19 protein-coding genes are annotated in these 17,485 nt (G+C 68.7%); 12 read left to right on the forward strand and 7 right to left on the reverse strand.

What is annotated here, in order from left to right; genetic code table 11:
- Position 1: 1 nt before the first annotated feature.
- Both G6N49_RS12400 and G6N49_RS12405 read left to right on the forward strand, forming a co-directional pair.
- Positions 2-1,093 carry a methyltransferase gene (locus G6N49_RS12400; protein ID WP_011559582.1) on the forward strand — a complete coding sequence of 364 codons (1,092 nt, stop codon included), beginning with the start codon at positions 2-4 and terminating at the stop codon, positions 1,091-1,093.
- Positions 1,093-1,461, forward strand: a complete 369-nt coding sequence (locus G6N49_RS12405) for a RidA family protein (protein ID WP_011855425.1) — start codon at positions 1,093-1,095, stop codon at positions 1,459-1,461. Before G6N49_RS12400 ends, G6N49_RS12405 begins: the two co-directional genes overlap by 1 nt.
- Here the strand turns inward: G6N49_RS12405 and G6N49_RS12410 are convergent.
- Positions 1,449-1,826 carry a DUF952 domain-containing protein gene (locus tag G6N49_RS12410; RefSeq protein WP_049771549.1) on the reverse strand — a complete coding sequence of 126 codons (378 nt, stop codon included), beginning with the start codon at positions 1,824-1,826 and terminating at the stop codon, positions 1,449-1,451. The genes G6N49_RS12405 and G6N49_RS12410 overlap by 13 nt on opposite strands.
- 154 nt (positions 1,827-1,980) lie before the next feature.
- Between G6N49_RS12410 and G6N49_RS12415 the strand changes: the two genes are divergently transcribed.
- Both G6N49_RS12415 and G6N49_RS12420 read left to right on the forward strand, forming a co-directional pair.
- On the forward strand, positions 1,981-2,172 hold the full coding sequence (locus G6N49_RS12415) for a DUF7455 domain-containing protein (protein ID WP_011559579.1): 192 nt from the start codon (positions 1,981-1,983) through the stop codon (positions 2,170-2,172).
- Positions 2,173-2,248: 76 nt separating this feature from the next.
- Positions 2,249-3,214 (forward strand): YihY/virulence factor BrkB family protein, encoded by a 966-nt coding sequence (locus G6N49_RS12420; protein WP_011559578.1) that lies wholly within the window; start codon positions 2,249-2,251, stop codon positions 3,212-3,214.
- On the opposite strand, the gene G6N49_RS12425 is transcribed toward G6N49_RS12420, so the two are convergent.
- Positions 3,204-3,440 carry a DUF3039 domain-containing protein gene (locus G6N49_RS12425; protein ID WP_011559577.1) on the reverse strand — a complete coding sequence of 79 codons (237 nt, stop codon included), beginning with the start codon at positions 3,438-3,440 and terminating at the stop codon, positions 3,204-3,206. The two genes, G6N49_RS12420 and G6N49_RS12425, sit on opposite strands and share 11 nt — an antisense overlap.
- 89 nt (positions 3,441-3,529) lie before the next feature.
- Here G6N49_RS12425 and G6N49_RS12430 point away from each other — a divergent pair, with 89 nt between their 5' ends.
- The 3 genes from G6N49_RS12430 (at position 3,530) to G6N49_RS12440 (ending at position 5,884) form a co-directional block, all read left to right on the forward strand.
- Positions 3,530-3,928: a DUF3099 domain-containing protein gene (locus G6N49_RS12430; protein WP_235679516.1), complete on the forward strand. Its 399-nt coding sequence runs from the start codon at positions 3,530-3,532 to the stop codon at positions 3,926-3,928.
- Positions 3,929-4,045: 117 nt separating this feature from the next.
- Positions 4,046-5,035: a sigma-70 family RNA polymerase sigma factor SigB gene (gene sigB / locus G6N49_RS12435; protein WP_268793766.1), complete on the forward strand. Its 990-nt coding sequence runs from the start codon at positions 4,046-4,048 to the stop codon at positions 5,033-5,035.
- Positions 5,036-5,191: 156 nt separating this feature from the next.
- Entirely contained in the window at positions 5,192-5,884 is a 693-nt protein-coding gene (locus tag G6N49_RS12440; RefSeq protein ID WP_011559574.1) for an iron-dependent transcriptional repressor DtxR, read from the forward strand.
- Here the strand turns inward: G6N49_RS12440 and G6N49_RS12445 are convergent.
- Entirely contained in the window at positions 5,881-6,927 is a 1,047-nt protein-coding gene (locus G6N49_RS12445) for a DUF4192 domain-containing protein (protein ID WP_011855423.1), read from the reverse strand. The genes G6N49_RS12440 and G6N49_RS12445 overlap by 4 nt on opposite strands.
- Positions 6,928-7,022: 95 nt before the next feature.
- A complete protein-coding gene (locus tag G6N49_RS12450; protein WP_011855422.1) occupies positions 7,023-7,715 on the reverse strand; it encodes a hypothetical protein in 693 nt (230 codons plus the stop codon).
- A 254-nt stretch (positions 7,716-7,969) separates the two neighbouring features.
- Between G6N49_RS12450 and G6N49_RS12455 the strand changes: the two genes are divergently transcribed.
- The 3 genes from G6N49_RS12455 to G6N49_RS12465 are packed head-to-tail and all read left to right on the forward strand — an operon-like array spanning position 7,970 to position 10,770.
- Positions 7,970-8,974 carry a proteasome assembly chaperone family protein gene (locus G6N49_RS12455; RefSeq protein ID WP_011559571.1) on the forward strand — a complete coding sequence of 335 codons (1,005 nt, stop codon included), beginning with the start codon at positions 7,970-7,972 and terminating at the stop codon, positions 8,972-8,974.
- Positions 8,975-9,025: 51 nt separating this feature from the next.
- A complete protein-coding gene (locus tag G6N49_RS12460) occupies positions 9,026-10,048 on the forward strand; it encodes an alpha/beta fold hydrolase (RefSeq protein ID WP_011855421.1) in 1,023 nt (340 codons plus the stop codon).
- A 35-nt stretch (positions 10,049-10,083) separates the two neighbouring features.
- Entirely contained in the window at positions 10,084-10,770 is a 687-nt protein-coding gene (locus G6N49_RS12465; protein WP_011559569.1) for a PhzF family protein, read from the forward strand.
- 6 nt (positions 10,771-10,776) lie between these two features.
- On the opposite strand, the gene nrdR is transcribed toward G6N49_RS12465, so the two are convergent.
- Positions 10,777-11,241 carry a transcriptional regulator NrdR gene (gene nrdR / locus G6N49_RS12470; protein WP_011559568.1) on the reverse strand — a complete coding sequence of 155 codons (465 nt, stop codon included), beginning with the start codon at positions 11,239-11,241 and terminating at the stop codon, positions 10,777-10,779.
- A gap of 161 nt (positions 11,242-11,402) precedes the next feature.
- Positions 11,403-11,849: a LysM peptidoglycan-binding domain-containing protein gene (locus G6N49_RS12475; protein WP_011559567.1), complete on the reverse strand. Its 447-nt coding sequence runs from the start codon at positions 11,847-11,849 to the stop codon at positions 11,403-11,405.
- Between the two features lie 187 nt (positions 11,850-12,036).
- Between G6N49_RS12475 and lexA the strand changes: the two genes are divergently transcribed.
- Positions 12,037-12,729 carry a transcriptional repressor LexA gene (lexA, locus tag G6N49_RS12480; RefSeq protein ID WP_011559566.1) on the forward strand — a complete coding sequence of 231 codons (693 nt, stop codon included), beginning with the start codon at positions 12,037-12,039 and terminating at the stop codon, positions 12,727-12,729.
- A 7-nt stretch (positions 12,730-12,736) separates the two neighbouring features.
- On the opposite strand, the gene G6N49_RS12485 is transcribed toward lexA, so the two are convergent.
- Positions 12,737-14,857, reverse strand: coding sequence for a sunset domain-containing protein (locus G6N49_RS12485; protein WP_011855420.1), 2,121 nt, complete (start codon positions 14,855-14,857; stop codon positions 12,737-12,739).
- A 238-nt stretch (positions 14,858-15,095) separates the two neighbouring features.
- On the opposite strand from G6N49_RS12485, the gene G6N49_RS12490 reads away from it, so the two are divergent.
- Complete coding sequence (locus tag G6N49_RS12490) at positions 15,096-17,384, forward strand: molybdopterin-dependent oxidoreductase (protein WP_011855419.1); 2,289 nt, start codon at positions 15,096-15,098, stop codon at positions 17,382-17,384.
- Positions 17,385-17,485 lie beyond the last annotated feature (101 nt).

Below are 17,485 nucleotides of genomic sequence, written 5' to 3' on the forward strand. Positions count from 1 at the left end.
CGTGCCGAAGCCTCCGAGAGTTCCGCCTCAGCGGGTGGTGCGCGCAGTCGACCGTGTCCGTGCCGGTCTGCAGCGCCTGCACCGCACGACCGCACCGGGCAACATCGCCCTGCTCGAACTGGCGACCGGCGCCTGGACCACCGCCGCGCTGTACACCGCCGCGAAGCTGGGGATCGCCGACCAGCTGGCGGCCGGGCCGAAGCACTCCAACGACGTCGCGGACCGCGTCGGCGCCGACCACGACGGCGTGCACCGGCTGATGCGGGCACTGGCCAGCTGCGGTGTGCTCACCCAGCACGCCGACGGTTCGTTCACCCTGACCCGCGTCGGCGATGCGCTGCGTTCGGACGCCGAGGGCTCGCTGCGCGACATGGTGTTGTTCATCGGCCACCCGATCCGCTGGGCGGACTGGGGCAACCTCGAACACTCCGTGCGCACGGGCAAGACGGCCTTCGCCGAACTGCACGGCCGTCCGTTCTTCGAGTACCTCGAGACCGACCCGGAGTTCGCCGCGGTGTTCAACAACGCGATGACCGCGTCCAGCGGTGTGACCGACGAGGTCGCGCTGGGCGCCTACGACTTCTCCGGGTTCAAGCTCGTCGTCGATGTGGGCGGCGGACACGGTTCGGTGCTGAGCACCATCCTGCGCAGCGCCCCGCAGGCGCGCGGTGTGCTCTACGACCTGCCTGAGGTGGTGGCCGACGCCGGCCCCACCTTCGAGGCCGCCGGTGTGGCCGACCGCGCCTCGGCCACCGGTGGGTCGTTCATGGATTCGGTGCCCGACGGCGGCGACCTGTATGTGATGAAGAACATCATCCACGACTGGTCCGACGACGACGCGGCGACGATCCTGCGCAACATCCGGACCGCCATGGCGCCCGGCGGCAAACTCCTCCTGATCGAGATGGTGCTGCCCGAACGTGCCAACGCATTCATCGGGCTCTTGCTCGACCTCGAGATGCTGGTCGCCGCGGGCGGACGCGAACGCACCCGCGGTGAGTACGCGAACCTGTTGTCACGCACCGGTTTTCGACTCACGCACGTCACCGGCACCGTGACTCCGCTGTCGATCCTGGAAGCCGAGCCCGTCTGATGCCCGGCGACCGGACCGATTTCGGGTCCGGTTCCGAGTACGAGGCGCTGGTGGGCTATTCACGCGCGGTGCGGATCGGGAACCAGGTCCTGGTGGCAGGTACCACCGGCTCGGGCGACGACATCGTCGCGCAGACACGAGACGCGTTGCGCCGCATCGAATCCGCACTGATCCAGGCCGGCGCGTCACTGTCGGACGTGGTGCGCACCCGCATCTATGTCACCGACATCGCCCGCTGGCGCGACGTGGGTGCCGTGCACGCGGAGGTGTTCGGCGCGGTCCGGCCCGCGTCGACGATGGTCGAGGTGTCGGCGTTGATCTCCCCTGACCTGTACGTCGAGATCGAGGCCGACGCTCACGTCGGTTGATCGAACGGTGCGAACCTGCCGTCGGGTCCCGGCCGGTAGGGGGTGACATCTCTCACGGCCTCGGCGGGCAGCGGGCCGTACAGGTGCGGGAACACCATCGCCTCGGGATCCGTTGGAAGACCGGGCTCCCAACGCACCGGGTCGGTCAACCGGGCCGGGTCGATGTGGAGCAGCACCAGATCGGTTCGGCCGGCGAAGAGTCGGTTGGCCGGCAGGTGCACCTGCTCAGGTGTCGACAGATGGACGAAGCCGACACTGCCGAGCGAGTCCGGCCGATGTTCGCCCTCGGCTGAAATCGCCTGCCACTCGGCCGCACTGCACAAGTGCAAGAGGACAGGTGGTTTCGGGGTCGAATGTGGGTACATACGTCTAGCCTGCCTGTCCGGCAACCCGGCTTGACGTGAGACACGACACACCGGTGAACCCCTAGGGAACAAGGCCGGAACTGAATACGTCTGACAGAGTGGAGATACGCGAGAGGGTGAACCGCCCGATCGCAGAAGAGGAAACGGAGGAGCCATGACCGCAACTCTGACCAGCCCCGAACTCACGCGGGCTGATCGCTGCGATCGCTGTGGTGCCGCGGCGCGCGTGCGCGCAAAGCTGCCCTCCGGCGCGGAATTGCTGTTCTGCCAGCATCATGCCAACGAGCACGAGGCGAAGCTGGTCGAACTCGCAGCCGTCCTCGAAGTGAGTCCTGTCGAGGCGTAAGTCCGACCACGGCCCGCCAACACGGCATCAGCCATTCAGGGGTTTCCCGCCCGTCGTCAGTAATGCTGGTCTGGTAATGACAGACCAGCCCCCGCCGGTAAATACGACCCGCCACCACGTTCGCCGCACCCTCGTTCGCACACTGTCGAAGAGTTGGGACGACTCGATCTTCTCGGAGTCGGCCCAGGCGGCGTTCTGGTGCGCGCTGTCGTTGCCCCCGCTGCTGTTGGGGATGCTCGGCAGCCTGGCCTATATCGCGCCGTTGTTCGGCCCGGACGTCCTCCCGACGATCGAGAACCAGCTGATCAGGACCGCGAACAGCTTCTTCTCGTCCAACGTCGTCAACGAGATCATCGCTCCGACCGTGAGCGACATCGTCAAGGGTGCCCGCGGCGAGGTGGTGTCCCTGGGGTTCGTCATCTCGCTGTGGGCGGGGTCGTCGGCGATCTCGGCGTTCGTCGACTCGATCGTGGAGGCCCACGACCAGACGCCCCTGCGGCATCCGGTCCGGCAACGCTTCTACGCGCTGGGCTTGTACGTGGTGATGCTGGTGTTCGCGGTCGGCACCGCTCCCCTGCTCGCCCTGGGCCCCCGCAAGGTCGCGGCGCTGATCCCCGACGAGTGGGATGCCGTCCTACGGTTCGGCTACTGGCCGGCGCTGTTCCTCAGCCTCTTGGTCGCGGTCAACATCCTCTACCGGGTGTCACTGCCCAAACCGCTGCCGTCACACCGCCTGATCCTCGGCTCGATACTGGCGACGGTGGTGTTCCTGGTCACCACACTCGGGTTGCGGGTGTACCTGACGTGGATCACCAGCACCGGCTACACCTACGGCGCGCTCGCGACGCCGATCGCCTTCCTGCTGTTCGCGTTCTTCCTCGGCTTCGCCATCATGATCGGCGCCGAACTCAATGCCGCGGTCGAGGAGCAGTGGCCGGCGCCCAGCACCCATGCGCGCCGCGCGAAGGTCTGGCTGGAGGAACGGACCTCGCCCGAGCGGTCCGCACCGCCCGTCGCGCCGGACGAACCCGCTACTTCTTGAGCGCCTCGTAGATCCGCTTGCAGTCCGGGCACACCGGTGAACCGGGCTTGGCCGACTTCGTCACCGGGAACACCTCGCCGCACAGCGCGACGACATGGGTTCCCATCACGGCACTCTCGGCGATCTTGTCCTTCTTGACGTAGTGGAAGAACTTCGGGGTGTCGCTGTCGGTCCCGTCGTCGAGACGTTCGTCGGTGTCGGTGCGCTCGATCGTCTGCGTCTGCATACACCCATTGTGCCCGGCCAGGATCCGGTAATAAATTTGGTAATAAATGCGACGGGCGCCGCGGGTGGTTCGTGTGGAACAGTGGAGGTATGAAACACGGCTCCGAGCTGAGTTTCGACGATGAGGGTCGGCCGGTACTGATCACTCGTGCCGCACCCGCGTACGAGGAGCAGCATCGTGCCCGCGTCCGCAAGTACCTGACGCTGATGTCGTTCCGCATCCCGGCACTCATCCTCGCCGCGGTCGCCTACAGCATCTGGGAGAACGGCCTCATCTCGCTGGGCATCGTGGTGCTGTCGATCCCGCTGCCGTGGATGGCCGTTCTGATCGCCAACGACCGCCCGCCGCGGCGCGCCGAGGAGCCCCGCCGCTTCGACAACAGGCGGATCCCGCTGTTCCCCACCGCGGAGCGGCCCGCACTGGAATATCCCACCCGTCCGGCACCGCAACCGGACATCCCGGGCGAAGAGCCCGACGCCGCGCGCTGAATGTCGCCACCGGCCATTCTCAGTCCATTCTCAGGTCGTCGGCAAAAAACCGCTGATCAAGACGTGTGAAGCAGGCGATACCCGGGAACTACTGACGGCACTTGAACGTTGAAGCTCATGACAGACCGAGCTGATCAGGAGGCCGTTATGGCAAATGCCACCACAAGCCGCGTCGATAGCGATCTGGACGCTCAGAGCCCGGCCGCTGACCTCGTGCGCGTGTATCTCAACGGCATCGGCAAAACGGCCCTGCTGAACGCCGCCGACGAAGTCGAGCTGGCCAAGCGCATCGAGGCCGGGCTGTACGCCCAGCATCTGCTGAACACGAAGAAGCGTCTCGGCGAGAGCCGCAAGCGCGATCTGGCCGCGGTCGTCCGCGACGGCGAGGCCGCCCGCCGGCACCTGCTCGAGGCCAACCTGCGCCTCGTGGTGTCGCTGGCCAAGCGGTACACCGGCCGCGGCATGCCGCTGCTCGACCTCATCCAGGAGGGCAACCTCGGTCTGATCCGCGCCATGGAGAAGTTCGACTACACCAAGGGCTTCAAGTTCTCGACGTACGCGACGTGGTGGATCCGTCAGGCCATCACCCGCGGCATGGCCGATCAGAGCCGCACCATCCGGCTGCCTGTGCACCTGGTCGAACAGGTCAACAAGCTGGCCCGGATCAAGCGCGAGATGCACCAGAACCTGGGCCGCGAGGCCACCGACGAGGAACTCGCCGAGGAGTCCGGGATCCCGGCCGAGAAGATCGCCGATCTGCTCGAGCACAGCCGCGATCCGGTGAGCCTGGACATGCCGGTCGGCAGCGACGAAGAGGCCCCGCTGGGCGACTTCATCGAGGACGCCGAGGCGATGTCGGCGGAGAACGCGGTGATCTCGGAACTGCTGCACACCGACATCCGGCACGTGCTGGCCACGCTCGACGAGCGTGAGCAGCAGGTCATCCGGTTGCGGTTCGGACTCGACGACGGGCAGCCGCGCACGCTGGACCAGATCGGCAAGCTCTTCGGGCTCTCCCGCGAACGGGTCCGCCAGATCGAGCGCGAAGTGATGGCCAAGCTGCGCAACGGCGAACGCGCCGACCGACTGCGCTCCTACGCGAGCTGACCGAAACCCCAACATGCATCGTGCCCGCCGATCACACCGGCGGGCACGATGTCGTCAACCCGACATCCGGCCGTGTGTGTCGTCGCCGATGGAGACCGCAGATGAGGCGGGTCAACCGGTAGACTCGACACGACAGAGGGTCTTGAGAGGCGCCGAATGAACGACTTGGTCGATACCACTGAGATGTACCTGCGCACCATTTACGACCTCGAGGAAGAGGGCGTGGTGCCGCTGCGCGCGCGCATCGCCGAGCGCCTCGACCAGAGCGGTCCGACGGTCAGCCAGACCGTTTCGCGCATGGAGCGTGACGGGCTGCTGCAGGTCGCCGGGGACCGGCATCTGGAGCTCACCGAGAAGGGCCGCGCACTCGCCATCGCGGTGATGCGCAAGCACCGCCTCGCCGAGCGGCTGCTGGTCGACGTGATCGGCCTGCCGTGGGAGGAAGTGCACGCCGAGGCCTGCCGCTGGGAGCACGTGATGAGCGAGGACGTCGAGCGGCGCCTGGTCCAGGTGCTCGACAACCCCACCACCTCCCCGTTCGGCAACCCGATCCCCGGCCTGTCCGAACTCGGGCTCGACTCGCTGTCGCGGGCGGAGGTCGTCAACCTCGTCCGGCTCACCGAACTGCCGGCCGGGATGCCGGTCGCGGTGGTGGTCCGCCAACTCACCGAACACGTACAGGGCGACGCCGACCTCATCGCGCGGCTCAAGGACGCCGGTGTGGTGCCCAACGCCCGGGTCACCGTCGAGTCCGCCGACCACGGCGGGGTCAACATCGTGATCCCCGGCCATGAACAGGTCGAGTTGCCGCACCACATGGCCCACGCCGTCAAGGTCGAGAAGGTCTAACCCGCGCGGCGACGTATCCGTTGCCGCGGCGGCAGCCGCACACCCAGTTCCTCGGCCAGCCGGTATCCGGTGACGGCCAGTTCGCGGATCTGTTCCGGACGCAGCCCGGACTGCAGCGCCTGATCGAGCATTCCGGCCATCCGGTGGCCGGGGTCGACGCGCAACGCGGCGTCCAGCGACACACCGGCCAGTGGTCCGTCGCCCCTGGCGTAGGCGGAGAACGCCAGTAACACCAGCGCCTCGGTGCGCCACGGGTTGGGCAAGATACGCGCCAGCGTCACCCACAGCGCCTCGGCCCGGTCGGCGTCCTTCCCAACGGCCAGCGCGAACAGGGTGTCCCGCACCCGCACGTCGCGCAGTGCGCGGCCCACCCGCGCGGCCATTCCGTCGGACAACGCACCGCCGTCGGCGACGTGCGCCGCCGCGGCCCGCGCTTCCTCGATCGCCGCGCAGGCCTCTCCGTCGGTCATCGTGCCGAAGCGTTCCGAACCGGCCGAGATCAGCTCGGACAGTTCCGCACTGCGCTCCGGGTCGGCGGCCACCACCGCCTGCAGTTCGGACCGGCGGGTGTAGAGCCTGCGGCCGTCGAGCACTGCGGCCACCGCCAGCGGCGACGCCGACGGATCCTCGATCACACCGCCGCGGCCGCAACCGTCGGCGCAGTGCCACCGCCCGCCCGTGGCAACCCGGTCGACCACGTGCGCGCCGAGCAGCGCGATATCCCAGGCGGCCAGTTGCTCGGCGAGCAGATCGGAGAGTTCCCGGTAGTCGTCGTTGCAGGGGTGGCAGCCCGCCCCGTGCTCGTCGACGATCACGGCGACCGCGCCGTCGGGCCGGCCGGCCGCCGCCACCTCGGCGAGGTGGGCGATCTGTTCCTCCATGTCGTCACCCAGGTCGATCCGCAGGACGCAGCCGAGGTCGCCGCGTTCCACGGTCATCAGCACGAGGGACATCTCGGGCACGAAGCCAAGGACGGCGGGCACGGCTGCGATGAGCGTGCCCGGACGGTCGAGTTCGAAGTCGGGGGTATGCGATGTGGTCATGCTCGAACAGTGGCGGCCCCCGCCGTCAGTCCGGCCGCCGCGACCTCTGCGCCGGCCTCATCTGTGGATGAATTCGCCGCTGGGGAATTCGGGCGTCACCGGGCGGCGCGCCGCAGTGTCAGCAGCGCGTCGGTGAACAGGACGTCGAGCGCGGAGGTGTCCGGTTCGACGGCGGGGTCGTTGTTCAGCCATGCGACGGTCAGCCGCGCCTCGTCGATCTGGGCGCTCAACGTCAGCACCCGCACCGCCGGTTCGGTGGACCGCAGGATGGTGGCCTCGCTCGCCAACGACTCGTCGGCATCCACCGGCGGCGGGGCCAGCAACACGGTGTCGACGGTGCTGACCACCTCGCCCGCGGTGGCGGTCAGCGCCGCGCACCGGGCGATTTGGTCACGCCGGGCGGAGAGCGCGGTATCGGTGCGGGTGAGGATGACGGTGAGCGCGGCCCCGGTGGCCGAGTCGACACCCTGGGCGGCCACCGCGTGCTCGGGTCCCGGTCCGACGCGGGGCGGTGCGCATCCGGGCGGCTCGACGGCGGCGCCGACGGGCACACCCTCGACGGCGGCGACGGCCTCACCGGTGGCCTGGGGGTCGAGGACGGCCGCCCGGTAGGCCGGTGGGAAGCGCAACGGTTCGAGGAGCGCATCGGCGAGTACGACGGGTTTCGCATCGGCGGCCAGCGACGCGGTGCCGTCGGTGACCCGTACGCACCCGCACAGCAGCACGCCCGCGAGCGCCACCACCGCACCCGATGCACCCCGCACGAGCACGCCGTCCATTGCGGTCATCGTCTCACCGCGTCGCCACCGTGCGGGTCAGGCGCACCGGGCGGAACGCCCCCCGGTCACAGTCGGGTGCCCGACGGCGACAACCGGTTCAGCCGAGGCCGATCCGGGCATCCTGCATGGCACGCGGTATCACCCGTACCGTATGGGGCCCGGGTGCGGTACCCGCGTCAGTGGGCACCGCAAAATGCGGGACACTTATGGTCACGGCGCGACGTTGTTAGAGGCGTTGACACCGCGGCGAGGAGGCGAACGAGATGGCAGACCATCCAGACATCCCAGAGCAGCAGTACCAACCGGAGCAGACCGGCATGTACGAGCTGGAGTTCCCCGCTCCGCAGCTGTCGGCGGCCGACGGGCGCGGACCGGTGTTGCTCCATGCGCTGGAAGGCTTCTCGGATGCCGGTCACGTGGTCCGGCTGGCCACCGCGCACCTCAAGAACAGCCTCGACACCGAACTCGTCGCGTCGTTCGCGATCGACGAACTCCTCGACTACCGCTCGCGTCGGCCGCTGATGACGTTCAAGACCGACCACTTCTCCGCCTACGAGGAACCCGAACTCAACCTCTACGCCATGCACGACACCGTCGGCACACCCTTCCTCCTGCTGGCGGGGATGGAACCGGACCTGCGCTGGGAGCGGTTCATCACCGCGGTCCGACTGCTGGCCGAACAGCTCGGCGTCCGCCAGACCATCGGGCTGGGCTCGATCCCGATGGCGGTACCGCACACCAGGCCGGTGACCATGACTGCACATTCGAACAACAAAGAGCTGATCGCCGAACACACACCGTGGGTGGGCGAGGTGCAGGTACCGGCGAGTGTGTCGAGCCTGCTGGAGTTCCGGATGGCCCAGCATGGCCACGAGGTGGTCGGCTACACCGTCTACGTGCCGCACTACCTGTCCCAGACGGCGTACCCGCCCGCGGCCGAGTCGTTGCTCGCCGAGGTCGCCAAGACGGCGGCACTGCAGATCCCGTTGACCGCACTCGGGGAGGCCGGGGCGGAGGTCTACACCAAGATCAACGAGCAGGTCGAGGCCAGCGTCGAGGTTGCTCAGGTGGTGACCGCACTGGAGCGCCAGTACGATGCGTTCGTCGCCGCTCAAGAGAACCGGTCGCTGCTCGCGCACGACGAAGACCTCCCAAGCGGTGACGAACTCGGCGCCGAATTCGAACGGTTCCTCGCGCAGCAGGCCGGCGAGAAGGACAAAGAGGACCGGTACCGGGACGGGTTCTCCGACGGCGAGGACCGTAGCTGAACAGACCGCACGCCGCCGGAGTGTTCGCGGCCCGATGACGAGGTTGGCGAATTGACTGACCGCACACCCAACCTCCGCCCGGTCCGCGACGTGACGCCCACGCTGCATTACCGCACCATCCACGGATACCGCCGAGCCTTCCGGATCGCCGGCGAGGGTCCCGCGATTCTGCTGATCCACGGCATCGGCGACAACTCCACGACGTGGAACACGGTGCAGACCAAACTCGCGCAGCGCTTCACCGTCATCGCACCCGACCTGCTCGGACACGGCAAGTCGGACAAACCGCGCGCGGACTATTCGGTGGCCGCCTACGCCAACGGCATGCGGGATCTGCTCAGCGTCCTCGACATCGACCGGGTGACGGTGGTCGGCCACTCGCTGGGCGGCGGCGTGGCCATGCAGTTCGCCTACCAGTTCCCGCAGTTCGTCGACCGCCTCATCCTGGTCGGCGCCGGTGGAGTCACCAAGGACGTCAACATCGCCCTGCGGGTGGCCTCCCTGCCGATGGGAAGTGAGGCGCTCGCACTGCTGCGCCTGCCGCTGGTGTTGCCGACGCTGCAGGTCGCCGGACGGCTCGCGGGCACGGTGCTCGGCACCACCAAGATGGGCCGGGATCTCGCCGAGATGATGCGGATACTCGCCGATCTGCCCGAACCGACGGCGTCATCGGCGTTCGCCAGGACATTGCGCGCAGTGGTCGACTGGCGCGGTCAGGTGGTCACCATGCTCGACCGGTGTTATCTCACCGAATCCGTTCCGGTGCAGCTGGTTTGGGGCACCCACGATTCGGTGATCCCGGTCAGCCATGCCCGGCTGGCGCACGCGGCGATGCCCGGATCCCGGCTGGAGGTCTTCGAGGGGGCCGGACACTTCCCCTTCCACGACGATCCGGACCGGTTCGTCGAAATCGTGGAGCGCTTCATCGATTCGACCGAGCCGGCCAACCACGACCAGGAACTCCTGCGCCAGTTGTTGCGGACCGGCCTGAGCGAATCGGCGATCAGCGGGTCCGTCGACACCCGCGTCGCGGTCCTCGACGCGATGGGCAGCGACGAACGCAGCGCGACCTGACCGCCCCGTCACCGCCGAACACGTAGCATCGGCGCATGGCCATCGATGTCCAGGTCTTGCGTGTCTTCACCGATCCCGACGGCAACCACGGCAACCCGCTCGGCGTCGTCGACGCGGCCGCCGTCGATCCCGGCGACCGGCAGCGCATCGCCCGTGAACTCGGCTACAGCGAAACGATTTTCGTCGACATCCCGCAGGCCGGTGCGACGACCGCCCACATCAGGATCTTCACCCCTGCCACCGAACTTCCGTTCGCCGGGCATCCCACGGTCGGCGCGGCGTGGTGGCTGCGGGAGAACGGGCTGCCGGTGCACACCCTGCAGGTTCCGGCCGGCATCGTGCAGGTCGGCTACGAGGGCGACCTCACCGTGGTCAGGGCGCGCTCCGACTGGGCGCCGGAGTTCGCGATCCACGATCTGTCCTCCACCGAGGTCCTGGCCGCCGCCGATCCGGGCGACTATTCCGACGACGCCCACCACTACCTGTGGACGTGGACCGACCGCGATGCCGGGCACATCCGCGCGCGCATGTTCGCCCCGGATCTCGGAGTGCCGGAGGATGAGGCGACCGGCGCTGCGGCCGTGCGCATCACCGACTACCTGAGCCGCGATCTGACGATCGTGCAGGGCAAGGGTTCGGTGATCCACACCGTGTGGAGTCCCGACGGGTGGGTCAGCATCGCCGGGCGGGTCGTCGCCGACGCCGGGCGCCGCGTGGACTGACCTCTCTCAGCCCGACCGCGTGACGTCCTGGTGTGCGCGCAGGGCTTCGATCTCGCGCTCGAAATCTGCTGCGGATTCAAAGGATCGGTACACCGAGGCGAAGCGCAGATAGGCGACCTCGTCGAGATCGCGCAGCGGCCCGAGGATGGCGAGGCCCACCTCGTGGCTGGGAACCTCCGGTGAACCGGTCGCCCGGACCGCATCCTCGACCTGCTGGGCGAGCAGATTGAGTGCGTCGTCGTCGACCTGGCGCCCCTGGCACGCCCGGCGCACACCCTTGATGACCTTCTCGCGGCTGAACGGTTCCGTCACACCGCTGCGCTTGACCACCGCGAGCACCGCGGTCTCAACGGTGGTGAACCGCCGGCCGCACTCCGGACAGGACCGGCGGCGCCGGATCGCCTGACCTTCATCGGTCTCACGGGAGTCGACGACGCGCGAATCAGGATGACGGCAGAACGGACAGTGCATCACCGCTCCTTCGCCAGACCACCGGGTTCGTCCTTCGAACCTCTCCGAGCCTACTCGGGTGCCATCGCCACCGCCGACGGCGCGGGCCCAGGGCCACCCCGTATCCGGCGCGCAGAGCAGCGACGGTGCCCCGCACCACGATTCACTGTCCACGACGCACGTCAGCCGACAGGGGCGATCAGCGTCTGCCCGGCGTCGATGGCCGCCGAATCCAGCTGGTTGAGCTCGCGGATCCGTTCGACCACCGCACCGACCGGGGCGTCGGGGGCGACCCGCTGCGCGACCTGATGCAGGCTCTCCCCCATCTGCACCTGCACCACGGCCAGGTCAGCGGGTACGGGCGCCTGCTGGCCCGCGACGCCGCCCAGGTTCGCGACCAGCCCCAGCCACACCGTGATGCCGGCGGCCACCAGTGCGAGCAGCACCGTCGTCGCGGGCGTGATGGGACGGCGCCGGTGCGAGGCACGTGAGACCAGCACACCGTTGCCCCGGTGGCGCAGCGCCGCCCCGGCGGGCCGACCTGCCCGCGGCCGCCGGGCGTCGACCGGGCGGCGCACCCCGCGCGCGGCCGGATGCTGCTGGGTCTGCCTCACTTCGAGGATCGTCATGTGCGTGCCCCTTCCCTGGTGGGTGTTCGCCTGTGTGTTCGAATGTAGTCGATCAGGTGTTCGATGGATAGAACGTGTGATCGAACTGTTGCCGACGATAAGCGAGGGGTCCGACAAGTCCGTCCGACCACGACACGCGTCGAACACATGTTTGATCATCGGGCGTCGGGCGACTAGATTCAGGCCCATGAGCGACGACAGCAGCGAGACCCGGACCGGCGGGCGCCGCGGCGCAGACGCCGGCCTGACCGAACGACAACGCACCATCCTCGAGGTCATCCGCGCCTCGGTGACCAGCCGCGGCTACCCCCCGAGCATCCGGGAGATCGGCGACGCCGTCGGCCTGACGTCGACGTCCTCGGTGGCGCATCAGCTGCGCACACTCGAACGCAAGGGCTATCTGCGGCGTGACCCCAACCGGCCCCGCGCCGTCGACGTACGCCTGTCCGACGAGCCGGCGACGCCGGTGGTCACCACGGACGTCGCGGGCAGCGACGCGCTACCCGAACCGACGTTCGTACCGGTGCTCGGCCGGATCGCCGCCGGAGGGCCGATCCTGGCGGAGGAAGCGGTCGAGGACGTGTTCCCGCTACCGCGCGAACTCGTCGGCGAGGGGTCGCTGTTCCTGCTCAAGGTGGTGGGCGACTCGATGGTCGACGCCGCGATCTGCGACGGCGACTGGGTCGTCGTCCGGCAACAGGCCGTCGCCGACAACGGCGACATCGTCGCGGCCATGATCGACGGCGAGGCCACCGTGAAAACCTTCAAACGCAGCCGCGGTCAGGTGTGGCTGATGCCGCACAACCCCGCGTTCGAGCCCATCCCCGGTAACGACGCGGCGGTGCTGGGCAAGGTCGTCACGGTCATCCGCAAGATCTGACGCCGGCTCAGTCGCCGCGGACGAACCCGTTGGTGCGGGCGAACTCCTCACTGGCAAAGTAGATCTCCGCGACCGCGTCGTCGTAGCCACGGCTGCCCGGCACCCAGTACAGGCCCGTCCTGGTATCCGCCTTCACCGGGTAACCGGTCGGCGCCACACCCGAAGCGTCCACGGCCAACTGGATCGCGGTGCGGCCGGGCGTCGGCTCGTCGATGTCGATGGCCGCATGCCTGCCGCTCGGCGCATCGTCGACGAAGGGAGCCACCACGAACGCCCCGGGCACCGACGATGCCTCGTCCGTGGGTTCCTCGTCAGCCGGTTCTATGTCCGCCGGTTTTTCGTCAGCCGTTCCTACGTCGGCCGGTTCGATGTCCGCCGGCTCCGGCGCGGTCGACCCCCCGAGCGTGGGCGCGGGCAGGGAGGGCTCCTCCAACGCGGACTGCGCACGCTCCTCGTCGCTGATCGGCGCCTCGATACGCGTCGGCGCGGTGTCGATCGAGTCGGGATCGTCCTGCCCTCCGAAGAGGTCGGGCGCGGATGGCCGGTCGGGCGCGGATGGCCGGTCGGCCGCAACGGCCTCGTCCGCGGAGTCGGCACGGGGGTCCCACGGGTTCGCCGTTGTCGCCGGCGCACCGTAGCCACCGAGATACCGCCCGTGCTCGTCGGCGCCCTCGCCGTCGTCCGACGGGCCACCGTCGGACGGCCGGTATCGCGCGGCGTCGGCGAAGATGTCCTCGTCGTCGCGGAAGTGGTGGTCCCGGTCGTCGCGTCGGCGCCTCCACAGCGCCGCCCCCACGATCAGACCGACCACGAGCAGCACCGGGATGAGCGCGAGCAGCCACCACCAGTTCCACCGCCAGCTCAACCACTCACCGTCGTCCTCGGCGGCCGAGGACTGCGGCTCCGCCGGTGCGTTCGGCACGTCCTCGCCCGGCACCTCCAATCCGGCGAGCCGTGCGGCGAGATTCGCCGGCTCGGTGCTGAACCTGCCCGTCGACCGGTCGTAGGACAGCACCCCTTCGCTGAACCGCTGGGTGACGACGTCGCCGTTCTCGGTCTGATCGGCCATGGGCGCGCCCAGCGGGCCCTTCGCGCCGTCGAGCTTCGACCACCCCGCGTTCATCGCGCCCCGCACGATCACGGCGCCGTAGTCGGGGGTCCAGAAGATGACCGGCTCGTCCTTGGCGGCGAACGTGCTGATGCGGCTGTTCGACCCGAGCCCGCCGTCGGCTTCGCTGCTGGTCGGGAAGCCCAGATCGCCTTCCGGCCCGCCCACGCTCTCGTACTTCTCGAGGACCTGACCGGTCACCACGTTCGCCCCGGTCTGCGGGGTGTAGAAGATCTTGCCGCCGGTGTAGTTCTGACCGACCCCGTCCTCGCCGATCTTGTACTGCGGCCCGTCCTTGGCGCCCAGCGGTCCCAGGGCGCCGCCCGCAGCGCGCCGCGCGGCCGCGATGGCCGACGTCGCGTCCTCCGGGACCTGCAGGTCCTTCAATTGGTCGGCGAGTTCGGGCGGAACCGTGGTGAACGTCTTGTCCTTGCGGTTCCACGACAGCTGCCCGCCGGTGAACTTCTGGGAGGCCACGTCACCGCGGTACACCTCGTCCTCGGCCGGTACACCGAGCACGCCGGCCGACCCGCCGAGCCGGTCCCACGCGGCGTTGATCGCACCGCGCACGACGCGCGCACCGGTGGCCGGCGTCCAGAAGATGACCGGCTTGTCCGCGGCCGAGAAGGTGGCGTTGCGGCTGTCCGGCCCGACCCGGCCGGGACCCTCGTCGATGGTCGGAAAGCCCAGGTCGCTGTCGGCCGGTCCGCCGAGGGATTCGTACTTCTCGAGGACTGCGCCCTGCATCCAGTGCGCACCGGTCGCCGGGGTGAAGAACATCTTGCCCGCCGCGAAGTTCTGGCCGAATCCGTCGCCGACGGGGTAGACACCGCCTTCGCGCATGCCGAGCGGACCGGTGGGACCACCGCTGCCGTCGTAGGCCGCAGTGATCGCGTCGTTGGCCTCGGTAGCCGGATCCGCCGTCGCGAGAGGTGCGAAGAACAGTCCCGCCGCCGCCACCGCCAGACCGACCGTCACGCGCGTCAGCGCCGTGTGCAGCAGGGTTCGCCGCCCGCTCATCGAACCTCCCGTATTCGGCGCGAAAGTGTCACGAAAGTATCGCGCCAGCCAATCTTGTGACAGCCGACGTCCTTTTCGCGGACACGACAGGCAATTTTCGGCAAGATACTTGCAAATCGGGCCCATGTGAACGCGTATTCCGACCATAGGGGCCCGAAACCGTGCGATCGGGTGCTGCCGACCGCGCGGCGGCCCGCTGCGCTGCGGTGTGAGATCGCGCGGTCCTAGACTTCCCGCCATGCCCGCCCGCCCGACCAGCCTCACCCATTGGGGCGGTTTCTCCGCCGAGGTTTCGTCCGGTGACATCGCGGCCGTCACACCTCTGCCCGGCGACGACGATCCCTCTCCCCTGCTGGGCAATCTGCCCGGTTCGGTGCGGCACCGTTCGCGCATCGCGGGTCCGGCCATCCGGCGCGGCTGGCTCGACGACGGGCCGGGCCCCAGCCGGCGACGCGGCGCGGACGAATTCGTCGCCGTGTCGTGGGAGGAGCTCACCGACCTTCTCGCGACCGAACTGCGCCGTGTGGTCGACACCCACGGCAACGAGGCCATCTACGGCGGTTCGTACGGATGGGCCAGCGCAGGCCGGTTCCACCACGCCCAGAGCCAGGTGCACCGCTTCCTGAAAATGCTTGGCGGATACACCTATTCGCGTCACTCCTACAGCCTCGGCGCGACGGGCGTGATCATGCCACGCGTCGTCGGCACCCACGACGATCTGTTCAAACGCTCCACCGACTGGGACGTCATCGCCGCGCGCACCGATCTGCTGGTGTGCTTCGGCGGGTTGGCGATGAAGAACACCGGCACCAATCACGGTGGAACGACGGCACATCCGGCCCGCGACGCACTGCGCCGGTTCCGCGGCCGCGGCGGCCGGATCGTGTCGTTCTCACCGCTGCGCGACGACGTCGACGGTGAGTGTGAATGGTACGCACCGGTGCCGGGCACCGATGTCGCGATCATGTTGGGCTTGGCCTATGTGCTGGCCACCGAACGACTGGCCGACCGCGGGTTCCTCGAGACTCACTGCGTCGGCTACGACCGTTTCGAGCGGTACCTGCTCGGCGCCGACGACGGTGTCGCGAAGAGCCCGCAGTGGGCGGCGGCGATCTGCGGTCTGCCCGCCGACGAGATCACCGCGCTGGCCCGGCGGATGGCGGCGCAGCGCACCATCGTCACCGTCAGCTGGTCGCTGCAGCGGGTCCGGCACGGTGAGCAAGCCCCGTGGTTGGGTTTGACGCTGGCCGCGATGCTGGGTCAGATCGGCCTTCCCGGAGGGGGTTTCGGGCACGGCTACGGATCGATGAACGAACCGGGGTTGCCGCCGTTGCGTTGTGGTCTGCCGCGGCTGCCGCAGGGCATCAACCCGGTGAGCACGTTCATCCCGGTCGCCGCGGTCAGCGATATGCTGCTGCACCCCGGTGAGACGTTCGACTACAACGGGATGCGGTTGACCTACCCCGACATCCGTTGCGTGTACTGGGCCGGCGGCAACCCGTTCCACCACCACCAGAACATCCCCCGGCTGCGGCGGGCGCTGGCCCGCGTGGACACCGTCGTCGTGCACGATCCGTACTGGACCGCGATGGCCAAACACGCCGACATCGTGGTGCCCTCCACCACGGCGTTCGAACGCGAGGACTACTCGGGTTCGAAGAACGATCCCGTGCTGATGGCGATGCCGAAACTGGTCGAACCGTATGCCGACAGCCGCGACGACTACACGACGTTCGCCGCGCTGGCCGATCGGCTCGGATTCGGCGAACAGTTCACCGAAGGGCGCACCGCCCGGCAGTGGCTCGCCCACCTCTACGAGAAGTGGTCGGCGGAGCTGGATTTCGCGGTGCCGACCTTCGAGCAGTTCTGGCGCGACGGCAGCCTCCGCCTGCCCACCGAACGGGGCCTGACGCTGCTGGGCGACTTCCGCGCCGACCCCGTCGCGCACCGGCTCGGCACCCCGAGTGGCCGCATCGAGATCTTCTCCGAGGACATCGCGGGTTTCGGCTATGCCGATTGCGCGGGACATCCCACCTGGTTCGAGCCCACCGAGTGGCTCGGCGGCGAACGTGCCGCGACGTATCCGCTACACCTCGTCGCCAACCAGCCGGCGACCCGGCTGCACGGCCAGCTCGACGGCGGTTCCACCAGTCAGTCCGCGAAAGTCGTTGGCCGCGAAGCCATCAGGATGCATCCCGATGACGCCGCCGCCCGCGGTGTGGCAGACGGCGACGTGGTGCGGGTGTTCAACGACCGCGGCGCCTGCCTCGCCGGTGCGGTGATCGATGACCGCCTGCGGCGCAGTGTCGTACAGCTGCCGACGGGCGCCTGGTTCGATCCGGCCGATCCGGCCGACTACGACGCGATGTGCGTGCACGGCAATCCCAACGTGCTGACCGACGACGTCGGCACCTCGTCGCTGGCTCGTGGCAGCACCGGGGCCCATGTGCTGGTGCAGGTCGAGAAATTCTCCGGCCCGATCCCGCCGGTGCGGGCGCACGAACCGCCGGTGATCCGGCAGCGCTGACAGAGAAACACCGCCCCGGTGTGGGGCGGTGTTCCTGTGTCGGCTCTGACCTGTTCCCGGTTTCCCGGACACCGATTCTGAGGCGATGATCGTCTTGGAGA

This window comes from Mycolicibacterium monacense, assembly GCF_010731575.1.
Lineage (GTDB): Bacteria > Actinomycetota > Actinomycetes > Mycobacteriales > Mycobacteriaceae > Mycobacterium > Mycobacterium monacense.